This window comes from Sulfurovum sp. AR (assembly GCF_000296775.1).
GTDB classification, from domain to species: domain Bacteria; phylum Campylobacterota; class Campylobacteria; order Campylobacterales; family Sulfurovaceae; genus Sulfurovum; species Sulfurovum xiamenensis.
In genome coordinates, this window is record NZ_AJLE01000004.1 from 1 (window position 1) to 12521 (window position 12521).

Below are 12521 nucleotides of genomic sequence, written 5' to 3' on the forward strand. Positions count from 1 at the left end.
GTCATTTGCCATTGAGGATATGGGAATGAAATCGATCATGTATAACTGTAACCCAGAGACCGTTTCAACTGACTATGATACGTCTGATGTTCTCTACTTTGAACCGATTGATTTTGAACATGTCAGAAGTGTTATCGAACTTGAAAAACCGGATGGCGTGATCGTACACTTTGGTGGACAGACACCGCTCAAACTGGCTAAGAACCTTACAGCAATCGGCGCGAACATTTCAGGAACGACTGCGAAAGTGATCGACCTTGCCGAAGATAGAGAACAGTTCTCTACTTTCATCAATGAACTTGGACTCAAACAGCCTGACAACGGTACTGCATTTGCCAAAGATGAAGCGATGGCTATCGCAAACCGTATTGGTTATCCTGTGCTTGTACGCCCTAGTTTCGTACTTGGTGGACGTGGTATGAAAACCGTATATAACGATGCAGAACTAAGACAATACATGGATGAAGCGGTAAGTGTCTCTAATGATGCGCCAGTCCTTATCGATAAATTCCTGGACAGTGCTGTCGAACTTGATGTAGATGCGATCTGCGACGGAGAAGAGGTGTATATCGGATCGATCATGCAACACATTGAAGAGGCAGGTATCCACTCTGGGGATTCTGCATGTTCACTTCCTCCGGTATCTATCTCAGATGAACTTCAAGAGAAAGTAAAAGAGCAGACTGCACAGATCGCACTTGGTCTTGGTGTCGTGGGTCTGATGAATATACAGTATGCCATCCATAAAGGTGAGATCTACTTGATCGAAGTCAATCCAAGAGCATCAAGAACCGTGCCGTTTGTATCAAAGGCTACAGGTGTACCTTTGGCAAAAGTGGCAACAAGGGTTATGCTACAGGGTGACCTCAGAGAAGCACTCAAGTTCTACGATACATTTAATGTCGTCAACTTCGATAAAAAGATCATGGAACCAAACCTTAAAGGACATGTAGCAGTTAAGGAAGCGGTTTTCTCTTTCAATAAACTCCCAGGATCGGACCTTATCCTCGGACCTGAGATGAAATCTACAGGAGAAGTTATGGGTATTTCTGACAACTTCGCTATGAGTTTTGCTAAGAGTCAGTTTGCCGGCAAAAACAATATCCCTCTCAAAGGAACAATCTTCATATCGTTGATGGATACAGATAAACAGTATGCAGGAGAGATTGGAAAAATATTTGAAAAGCTAGGATTTAGTATTGTCGCAACTTCTGGAACATATCGAGCACTTAAAGATGCAGGAGTCAACTCAACAAAAGTACTCAAGATCTCTGAAGGTCGACCAAATATTGATGACATGATAAATAATGGTGAGATTTCTTTAGCGATCAATACTGGTGATAACGTAGCAACTAAAGCTAATGTCAGAACAATTAGAGAAAAAGTTTTAAATCACCATGTACCTTATTTTACTAGCGTTGAAGCTGCACGATCAACCGCACTGAGAATCAAAAAGCTCAAAACAATGAATGGTAAATATGAAGATAATATACCACTTGAAGGTATACTCTTGCTTTCCTTAACAGAGGTAGATAAGAAGTATGCAGGTGAGATTGGCAAAATGTTTGAAGAACTAGGATTTAGTATTATTGCAACTTCTGGAACATATCGAGCACTTAAAGCTGCAGGTATCAATTCCTCCAAAGTACTGAAATCCTCTGCAGGCCATCCTAATATCAATGATATGATTGATAACGATGAGATTGCTATTGTAGTCATTACAATTGATAAAAAAGTTATCGAAGCAGATGCTAGAAAAATCCGGGAATCAATTATATGCAACAATGTTGCCTATTTGACAACGATTGCAGCTGCAAGAGCTACTGCAATTGCCACTAATGAGCTCATCAAATTGAGTGGTATTTCGGAACCAAAAGCACTGCAAGACTATTTAAGTTAGTGAGTAACTTGTAAGACCTACTAATTGTTTATGCATCTACCTGATATGTACAAAACAATATTTATCATACTAATACTGCTGTAAGATTTGTTCATTTCGCTTAGTGTTAAGTAATAAAGATATCATGTAAAAATGCATGTAGCTCCTTATCTTCAATAATTTTAAGAAATTTGTATTTATTCATTTCATAATAATACAATGCAGATGTTCAAAATTCACTATTTGCTATATTTACAACTTTTAAATAGTCTATGTTATTGATTTTAAAAAATATCTTTTTATTTTCTGAACGTTTTCCTGTAAGAAGAAAAACAAGAGATATTAGATCATCAACATACATTATATTCCTTTCTCAAAATATTACAATCTTATAATCTGAAAGATTTCCCCCGATACTTTCATCGTTTGGGGTCCATTAAATAGTAATTTATCGAGAGTTTTGTCTCGATGATGAATTTAAATCAAATTGTACTCCGTGCTTACAGGAGGTGTAATTATTACCAATTGATGATATCTATGATAATCAAACTAAAATCATCAAAGCTATTTTCGAGTTATACGAAAGCCCTCGATATAAAGTTCATCAATATTACAATCAAGGAAATCCAGGATGGCATCTTTTGCCGTATGTACAATGGTTCGGCCATGCAGATTGAATGAAGTATTTATAACAACTCCAAAACCTGTATATCTTTTTACCTCTTTAAGTAGTTCATAATAAGCTGGATTATCCTGACGTTCTATAAATTGAGGACGTGCAGTGCCATCGACATGAATGGCTGATGGGATTTGGTCGTAAAACTCTTCTTTTGCTCTGAAGGCAATAGCCATATGTTTATGAGGAAAACTGTTCTCAAATAGACGTTCTCTCTCCTCTTCAAGGATTGAAGGACAGAAAGGTTGATATTCCGGTCTCTTTTTTACTTTTAGATTGATAAGTGCTCTTATATCAGGGTTGACAGGATTGGCCAGAATGGAGCGGTTCCCCAAAGCTCTTGGACCAAACTCCATACGCCCGTGCACTACAGCAATTATCTTATCTTCCGATATCGTTTTAGCAGCGTCTTTGTACCATGCCTCACCGATATATTCGGAGGTAATACGATCATCGTAAAAAGTGATCGCCTCCTCTATCTCATCACCCGTTAAAACATTACCAAAATAAGGCATATAATGCTGATTGACCCAGCTGATGTCTTCTCCCATTTCCAAAGCTTTAAGTAGCGCTGATCCTACTGCAATACCTTCATCTCCCATTGGAGGCATGACGAAGATATGCTTAAATTTCGTGCGTTCATATATATTTAAACTCATGATGATATTAGCTGCAGTACCCCCTGAGAGGCAAAGATATTCAATATCTTGATGTTCAGCTAGCATATTGAGGTAATCTACAACCGTATCTTCAAGATAACTTTGAATGACTGCAGCAAAAGATTTTTCTCCTATCTTTTGGATCTGATTTTTAAGATACTCCATATTGTAAAATGGCTTAATTGCCTCAACATCATAACCGATTCCTTCTGCTGAAATTCTGGTAGCCGCCACCAGCTCATCATAAAGTACCTCATCTTTTTCTGCAAAAGCAGCCAATGCTTCAACTTTTCCCTCATCACTAGCGCGACGCAGTCCCAATGCTTCAGTAAAATTACCATAAAGAACGCCAATTGATGAAAGATTATGTGAAAATCCAAGATTAGAAGAGTCTACTTTAGCAATTTTTGATTGACCGATCTGATCAAATTGATTACCGTCAAAAACAAAAACTTTACTGAAAAAACCATCACCCCAACCATCGATAGTAAGACTCAGTGCCTTATGTTGGAAAGCAAAAGGAGAAAAATAATAGGCTCCTACCGCATGCGTTAAGTGATGATCAAAATAATCTATTTTTTTAGGTTTAATATTGGAAGATTCAAGTACACCTAAAATATAGTTATCCATTATTTCACGCTGTGTTAAATGTGCTGATTGTTTTATAAACTTATCAGTATATTTTTTATTTTTCATTTCCATATAATTTTTTACATCTTTTGGGCGAGTAAAGAGAGCAGATAAAAGAATAGAAAGTTTTTTGGTTCTAGAAGGTGATAAATCTTTTACATATGTTGGACGAAGAAGTTTGCGATGAGCTTTTCCTTGATATAGAGCTATAAGTCTTTCTATTCTCAAGTCACCTTTAATAGGTTCATCAAAATCACCATAACCATGACAAACATAGTCAATATCAGAAAATGCATATTTTTCTAATATAGGACTTATATCTAGCCAATCATGTTTTATCCGAGTGACACGTTCTGTACTAATAGCAAAGATTTCCTTCTTGATTGTATCAATATAGAAAATAGCACTGTCATGACCAAAAAAATTAGTGCCTATAATTTTCATTTTATACCCCTTTATAATTTCTAATATTAAGATATTAACTTAACTTTCATAACTTAAAGTTTATCCAAATAATAACAAAATCATCAATGCATCCGGAATACATCTCATAAAAGAGAAAAACATTCCTCAACTCTTTGTCGTAAGTAAGGTCCTTATGCAAGAGATAGTGGGACACAAGATACACCATAATGTTATGATGCATGGTATACATCCGGAACCAGTATCACTAAATGAGCTGAATGACCAGATCATTATGCTGGAGGAGATCAGTTCAACACAAAACATAGGCTCCATCGCACGCTCTGCTGCCATAGGAATGCACTCATACCTGCCTATACATGGATCACACCCTACTCTAGACGGGCACTTAGGGTCTCGATGGGACATATCAGTATGCTTAAAACACACCTCTATGATGATATACATCAGACCATCAGAACGCTTAAAGATAATGGCTACCGTATCTATGCTGCAGAAGTTACGGATGACTCCACCCCCTCTTGCATCTGTCAAAGTCGCAAACAAATGGGTACTGATTATGGGGCATGAAGGTTCAGGCTTATCCAATGAGATATTGGATCTCTGTGATGAAGTGGTCACCATATAGATGACAGAGGGTGTAAAAAGTTTTAATGTAGGTGTGGCAGCTTCCATTATGATGTATCAATTCAAACATAACATAATAATAACTAATAATAATAGTTTTCAATAAAATTAAAAAATGCTATTGCAAGTTCATTCTATTTGTGATATACTCAAAACATATTAAATTTTTAAAAGGGGTATATCATGAAACGTGTAGTATTGTTTATAGTAGCAGCTCTTGCAATGGCAGGGTGTTCGACGAAATCCGATTTAGTCTTATTTCATGACACAAATGTAAGTAGTGAAGAGGCACCGAAAAGTGTAACAGTAATAGGTAGTGAGGGTGTGTACGAATATAGGATCCGTCCACATGACAGGATCTCTATTACAATGTATAATCATCCAGAGCTTGGTACAACAAGTGTTAATAGCCAAAGGGAAGATACTACAGGAGTCTTAGTGGATTCTAAAGGGTATGTGAGACTGCCACTGGTCAAGTCTATCCATATTGCAGGGCTCACACAGCCAGCGGCACAAGCTAAAATAGAGAGAGCATATAAAGCGTATCTTGAAAATGCAGAGCTAAACTTGCAAGTGCTCAACAAAAGAGCCTATGTTCTTGGAGAAGTAAACAAGCCGGGAGAAGTAAATCTCTATAATGAAAGAGCCACTCTCTTACAAGTCCTAGCCGGAGCAGGAGATTTAACAAATTATGCCAATAGACATGCTATTGTGATTATGAAACCGAGAAAGAATACAGTGGAGACACAAACTGTAGACCTTACAGGTGCAAACTCTATTAAAATGGCCAACTTAATGATTTACCCTGGTGATACCATTTATGTGGCGCCGAATGGAGTAAGAGCATTTAACATTGGTGTAAATGAAGTAACGCCAGTCTTTGACTTAGCAGGAAAAATTACTCAGCCTATAGTGAATGTTGAATATTTAAGAGATCGTTAATAGTTCCTGAATACTATTTTGAAATAGAAGTAGTAGTTAATACGATATTACAAGACAGTAAATAACACTGTCTTGTGAGTCACTTTAACTCTTAATGTAGAACTCAAGGCAATTTTTTCTTGCTTTAATTAATACCTTGTACAAGGGAGATTAGCTAGATGGACAAAGAAAAATATATTCAGAAAACCTCTATGAATAAAGATATAGATTTTAAAGAAATTTTTTCCATCCTCAAACGTTACTATAAGTCGTTGATCTCTATAACTATCTTAGTAATGTTCTTGTCCTCTACATATGCCTATTTTGCTACGAATATCTATCAGTCTCAAACACTTGTGCAACTCGGAGGAAATGAGAATAAGACGATGAAGGCTGATTTTATGGCAACGGCTGAAGGAAACGTAAACAGCCGTTTCGAAGATGAGATGGCTTCCTTTAGTACACGGCGTCTGATCGGAAGAGCACTTGAAAACCTAAATCTTAGTATACGATATTTTACGAAAAAAAATCTAAAGAGCTATGAACTTTACAAAGACTCCCCCTTTATCGTTACGTTCGAGTATCTTTCAAAAAATGCTATGAATCTACCGTTCCGTCTTATTCCTACCAAAGATGGTCAGTCTTTTAGACTCGTTACAGAACCGACACTGAAAAAGAAGATCGTAAATACTATACGCTCTTTCATTAAGCCACTTCCAGCTGACGAACAACCTATCGTCTATGATAAAGTTCATAAATTTGGCGAAAAAATTGAGACGCAATGGTTTACGATTACTATTCAAAAGGTATTTGAATTCGAAAATGATGACTACTTCTTCACAATGCTACCAAAGAAATTGATCACTAAATTCATACAAGAAAATATATCGGTATCTCAACATTCAAAAGATAGTGCTATCATTGTCCTAACTTTTCAGGACAATGTCCCACTTCGCGCAAAAGAAGTCCTTGATATGCTCTCAAGCGTCTATATCCAGGAGACTATGGAAAACAGGTCAAAAAGCGCCAATAGAAAGTTGCATTTCATCGATATGCAGCTCGAAGCCATTGATAAGACACTTAAAAGCTCTGCCCAAAATCTTGAGCAATATAAAGCGACCAATATTGTCGTAGATTTAGGTTCAAAAGTACAAATAACGTCCGAAAAGATGAATCAGCTTGAAACTCAGCTTGATGATATCAACATGCGTATTGATGTAATGGAAAATATCCTCAACTACATTGAAACTCACAAGGATATTAAAGGCATCAACATCGACTCTGCTTTTAGAAATGCGACACTAGCAGGTTCTGCAATACAAAATATCATTCTCGAAATTCAAAAAGTAACAGCCCAACGGATTGATCTACTAACTGAGTTTACAACACGTCATCCAAACGTCATCAAAGTTGATCGCCAGCTTATATCTCTACGAAATTCGTTAAAGGAAGCCATACTAAATTCGCTAAATGGATTTAAAAAACATAAACAGTCATTAAGCTATATTATCCAAGAAAGCAAAGCCAAGATGCAGACACTTCCAGTGCAAGAACGAGAATTGACACGGCTTACCCGAAATTTTAGAGTCAATGAAAAGATCTACTCTTTTTTATTAGAAAAAAGAGCTCAAACAGCTATTATCGAATCTTCATCGGTCTCCGAAATAAATATCTTTGAATCTGCAGCTATTGCGGATAAACCGATTTACCCAAAACGTGTACTCATTCTTTTAGGAGGGATTTTACTGGGTTTTATTTTGGGAATTATGCAGGCGAAGTTGCGCAGCTACTTGGATAACACCATTAAGAGTGTAGAAGATATCAAAAACCTTACTACGATACCGATCTATGGTATCCTCCCTGCATTAAAACAAAAAGTACTTAAACTCGAGGTCCTCAAAGATCCAAAATCACCTTTTGCAGAGAGTTATCGAAGTTTACGTACGAATTTACAATTTTCACAAAAAGGTGACAAAGCCAATGTTGTTTTAGTAACTTCAATTGTTTCAGGAGAAGGAAAAAGTACCACTGCAGCTAATTTAGGTGCAATTTTTCAGATGGCAAATTATAAATCTATTGTAATTAACCTGGACTTGAGAAAGCCTACCATTCATCATTATTTTAATGTAAGTAATAAGAGTGGAATGAGTACATATTTAAGCGGGAAAAGCAATATGAATGAGATCATTCAGTCAACCCAATATAATAACTTAGACGTCATTACCTCAGGTCCTATCCCTCCTAATCCTTCAGAACTTATTCTTACAGATAAATTAGATATGCTACTAAATGATTTGAAAGAAATCTATGATTATATCTTTATAGACAGTGCACCACTGGGACTTGTGACGGATACCATGCATCTCATGCAATATGCCGATACAAGTCTTATTGTTTTCCGAGAGAACCATGCCAAGAAATCATTTGTTACGGATCTGAATAATATAGTGGAGAAACATGATCTTAAACACATGGGTATTGTGATTAATTCTGCAGATATATCTTCAGGTTCATATGGTTATGGTTATGGTTATGGTTATGGCTATGAGGGGAAGGACTAAAATGTTGACCACTATACGAATGAATAGTAATATGAGGAATACAGGTAACCCATTAATAAAATTAAAATCGCTAAACAACAATCTACGGGTGATAGCAATGAATACATGTGAAAAATTGTTAGTTTCATCAACAATATTCAAACTGAGTATATTCATTGTAATCAAGAAAGGTAAAAACAATGAGTGCTAATAAAATTTGTGTTATCGGTTTAGGCTATGTTGGACTTCCATTGGCCCATGCCTTTTCAGAACAATATAAAGTAGTTGGTTTTGACATTAATCAATCAAGAGTAGATGAATTAAACAATGGCTATGATCGAACATTGGAGCTCAATGAAAAACAATTGGCTAACATAAAAGACAAGATATTTTATACAACGAAACTCGAAGATATTAAAGATTGCAATATTTATATTGTAACAGTACCTACTCCCATTGATTCACGCAATCGTCCAGATCTAAATCCATTGATTAAATCCTCTGAGAGCGTTGGAAAAGTACTCAAAAAAGGTGACATTGTTATCTATGAATCAACAGTCTATCCCGGTGTTACAGAAGAAGTGTGCGTTCCAGAGCTTGAGAAAGCAAGTGAACTTATCTTTAATGAAGACTTCTTTTGTGGATACAGTCCTGAGAGAATCAATCCAGGCGACAAGGAACATACGGTAACGAAAATTCTAAAAGTCACTTCTGGTTCCACACCTGAGATCGCCAAAAAGGTGGATGATCTTTATAGAAGTATCATCACAGCCGGAACTCACTTAGCATCAAGCATTAAAGTGGCTGAAGCATCCAAAGTCATAGAAAATACCCAAAGAGATGTAAATATTGCCCTCATCAATGAACTTGCACTGATATTTGACACAATGGGAATTGATACGAATGAAGTCATCGAAGCTGCAGCAACGAAATGGAACTTCATAAAACTCGCTCCGGGCCTTGTAGGTGGACACTGTATCGGTGTAGATCCATACTATTTGACTTACAAGGCTGAAGAACTTGGTTATAAGCCAAATCTTATCCTTGGAGCTAGACAGATAAATAATGGTATGGGTAAATATATTGCCCAGCAGACAATAAAAACAATGATTGCCAATGATAAGAAAATCAAAGGTTCAAATGTTCTAGTCTTGGGAGCGACATTCAAAGAGGATTGTCCTGATATGAGAAATACGAAAGTCATAGATATCATTGAAGAACTTAAAACGTATGCATGTAATGTCGATGTATATGATCCTTGGGTTGATCCTGAAGAAGAGAAACAGCATTATAAACATGGGATTATTGATGATCCATTTTTAAATGATAAAAAATATGATGCTATTGTCGTAGCTGTAGCACATAAGCAGTTTAAAGAACTTACACGAGCTGATTATGAAAAGATTTCCAATGTTACACCTGTAATTATGGATATTAAAGGCATTGTCAAAAACCCTAGTTGGAGATTATAAGACAAGTTTGAAATTGATAAAATAGAGAAAAGGATTGGATATGAAAAATTTTGCGCTGATAGGAGCGGCTGGTTATATCGCTCCAAGACACATGAAAGCTATTAAAGAGACTGGAAACACTCTTGTCGCAGCATTGGATCCTTATGATGGTATAGGAATTATGGATAGTAATTTCCCGCAAGCTGACTTTTTTACAGAGTTTGAGAGGTTTGAGAGATTTGTAGATAAGTGGCATAGGGATACCCATAAAAGAATTGACTATGTATCTATCTGTTCTCCAAATTATCTACATGATGCACATATTAGATTTGCTCTTAAAAATGGAGCAGATGCAATCTGTGAAAAACCACTGGTGCTTAACCCTTGGAATATTGATCAGTTAAAGGTTATCGAAGAGGAAACTGGGAAAAAAGTTTACAACATCTTGCAGCTCAGACTTCACCCATCTATAATTGCTTTAAAAGAAAAAATAGAAAAAGATCTAACTGCTAATCCAGATAAGATATATGATATTGACTTAACATACCTGACTTCAAGAGGCAAATGGTATTTCATTTCATGGAAAGGTGATCAATCTAAATCAGGGGGAGTCTCTACGAACATAGGTGTGCACTTTTTCGATATGTTAACCTGGATATTTGGAGAAGCAGAAGAGAATATACTGCATCTAAAGACTCCTGATGCCAATGCAGGATTTTTAAAACTGAAAAATGCCAATGTTCGTTGGTTCTTGTCCGTTAATAGTGACTACATTCCTGAAGAGATTAAAGCACAAGGTCAAACTACATTTAGATCTATTACGGTTAATGATGAAGAGATGGAGTTTAGTGGAGGTTTTACGGATCTTCACACAAGAAGCTATGAAGAGATCTTAAAAGGAAACGGATTTGGCCTAGATGAAGTATACGCCCCTATTAATATTGTTTCAACCATTAGAAATTTAGACCCTATTGGCTTAACAGGAAAATATCATCCATTTTGTAAGAAAGTACTTGACTAATGACTGATTTTTTTGCTCATGAATCTGCATATATCGATGAGAATGTGCATATTGGTAAAAATACAAAAATATGGCATTTCTCTCATATTATGTCACATACTACCATTGGAGATAATTGTTCTTTTGGACAAAATTGTGTTGTTGGTCCAAAAGTTAAAATAGGTAATGGCGTTAAAGTACAAAACAATATCTCGATATACGAAGGTGTTGAAGTTGAAGATGATGTATTTTTGGGTCCATCCATGGTATTTACCAATGTTATCAACCCTAGAGCTTTTATTGTAAGACGAGAAGAGTTTAAAAAAACACTTCTTAAAAGAGGTTGTTCAATTGGTGCGAATGCTACTATAGTCTGTGGGGTTACTATAGGAGAATATGCTCTGATTGGTTCTTCGGCACTAATAAATAAAGATGTCAAACCTTATGCACTTATGGTAGGAGTTCCAGCCAGGCAAATTGGATGGGTAAGTAAAGCTGGAAATACTTTGAAGTTCAATGATAACAACATAGCCATAGATGAATTTGATAACAGTAAATATCAAATTATAGATGAACAGTTAAAGGTAATTAAGGAGTAAGACGTGAAAATCGATTTTGCAAACCTACAAAAACATTATCAATGCTACAAAGATGAGATAGATACAGCAATTCAAGCTGTACTTGACAAATCCAACTACATTATGGGCGAAGAAATATCTGAATTGGAAGAATCCCTTCAGGAATTTACTGGTGTTAAACATGCTATTACATGTAGCAATGGTACAGATGCTTTGCTTCTTGCTATGATGGCTATAAATATACAACCTGGAGATGAGATCATCACGACACCTTTTACATTTATAGCTACGGCTGAGACCATAGCTTTTTTAAAAGCCATACCAGTCTTTGTAGACATTGACGAAGAAACATACAATATCGACCCATCTAAAATAAAAGCTGCTATCACACCCAAAACGAAAGCCATTATCCCAGTTTCTCTATACGGTCAACCATCAGATATGGATGCCATCCAAACCATAGCCGACCGACAACTAAAAACTAACAACCAAAAACTACACATCATCATCGATGGTGCACAAAGCTTTGGATCCACCTATAAAGGAAAAACCGACAGCAACTTAGGGGATATCTCGACCACAAGCTTTTTCCCAGCAAAACCATTGGGATGTTTTGGTGATGGTGGAGCGGTGTTTACCAATGATGATGTACTTGCAGAAAAGATAAAAAGTCTGCGTCTTCATGGCCAGACAAAACGCTATCATCATAAATACATTGGCATGGGTGGCAGACTAGACACTATTCAAGCAGCCGTACTTAATATCAAACTAAAACATTATCCAAAAGATCTAAAGCTTAGACAAGAGGTGGCAGAAAAATATAATAAAATACTATCAACTAAAAACGATCATCTAACACTCCCTGTTGTTAAAAACGATAGGACTTCTACTTTTGCTCAGTATTCTATTAGAGTACAGAATAGAGATAAAATTCAAATGAAATTGAAAGAGGAAGGCATTCCGACAGCTGTTCACTATCCTAAACCTTTGCACCTACAGGAAGCGTTTGTATATCTTGGATACAAAAAAAGTGATTTTCCTATCTCCGAAAAGATTGCAAATGAAATTATGAGTTTGCCTATGAATCCTTTCTTAATGGAAGATGAAATTAAATACATTTGTAAGAACTTGTAAGTA

The 12521-nt window shown here is 36.3% G+C and carries 9 protein-coding genes; 8 read left to right on the plus strand and 1 reads right to left on the minus strand.

Annotated features, from left to right (window positions below; all coding sequences use genetic code 11):
- Positions 1-1900, plus strand: a 1900-nt coding sequence (gene carB, locus SULAR_RS04645; RefSeq protein ID WP_008243508.1) for a carbamoyl-phosphate synthase large subunit, incomplete at its 5' end; no start/stop codon positions are given.
- A 543-nt stretch (positions 1901-2443) separates the two neighbouring features.
- On the opposite strand, the gene SULAR_RS04650 is transcribed toward carB, so the two are convergent.
- Positions 2444-4288 carry a carbamoyltransferase C-terminal domain-containing protein gene (locus tag SULAR_RS04650; protein WP_008243510.1) on the minus strand — a complete coding sequence of 615 codons (1845 nt, stop codon included), beginning with the start codon at positions 4286-4288 and terminating at the stop codon, positions 2444-2446.
- Between the two features lie 154 nt (positions 4289-4442).
- Between SULAR_RS04650 and SULAR_RS10910 the strand changes: the two genes are divergently transcribed.
- The 7 genes from SULAR_RS10910 (at position 4443) to SULAR_RS04690 (ending at position 12518) form a co-directional block, all read left to right on the plus strand.
- Entirely contained in the window at positions 4443-4895 is a 453-nt protein-coding gene (locus tag SULAR_RS10910) for a tRNA/rRNA methyltransferase SpoU (RefSeq protein ID WP_008243513.1), read from the plus strand.
- A gap of 221 nt (positions 4896-5116) precedes the next feature.
- Positions 5117-5836, plus strand: coding sequence for a polysaccharide biosynthesis/export family protein (locus SULAR_RS04660; RefSeq protein WP_238536360.1), 720 nt, complete (start codon positions 5117-5119; stop codon positions 5834-5836).
- Between the two features lie 158 nt (positions 5837-5994).
- Complete coding sequence (locus SULAR_RS04665) at positions 5995-8376, plus strand: polysaccharide biosynthesis tyrosine autokinase (RefSeq protein WP_008243516.1); 2382 nt, start codon at positions 5995-5997, stop codon at positions 8374-8376.
- A 179-nt stretch (positions 8377-8555) separates the two neighbouring features.
- Entirely contained in the window at positions 8556-9827 is a 1272-nt protein-coding gene (locus tag SULAR_RS04675; RefSeq protein ID WP_008243517.1) for a nucleotide sugar dehydrogenase, read from the plus strand.
- 40 nt (positions 9828-9867) lie between these two features.
- Positions 9868-10827 (plus strand): Gfo/Idh/MocA family oxidoreductase, encoded by a 960-nt coding sequence (locus SULAR_RS04680; protein WP_008243525.1) that lies wholly within the window; start codon positions 9868-9870, stop codon positions 10825-10827.
- Positions 10827-11405 (plus strand): acyltransferase, encoded by a 579-nt coding sequence (locus SULAR_RS04685; protein ID WP_008243527.1) that lies wholly within the window; start codon positions 10827-10829, stop codon positions 11403-11405. The genes SULAR_RS04680 and SULAR_RS04685 overlap by 1 nt, the downstream gene beginning before the upstream one ends.
- 3 nt (positions 11406-11408) lie before the next feature.
- Complete coding sequence (locus SULAR_RS04690; protein WP_008243529.1) at positions 11409-12518, plus strand: DegT/DnrJ/EryC1/StrS aminotransferase family protein; 1110 nt, start codon at positions 11409-11411, stop codon at positions 12516-12518.
- The last annotated feature ends 3 nt before the right edge of the window (positions 12519-12521 follow it).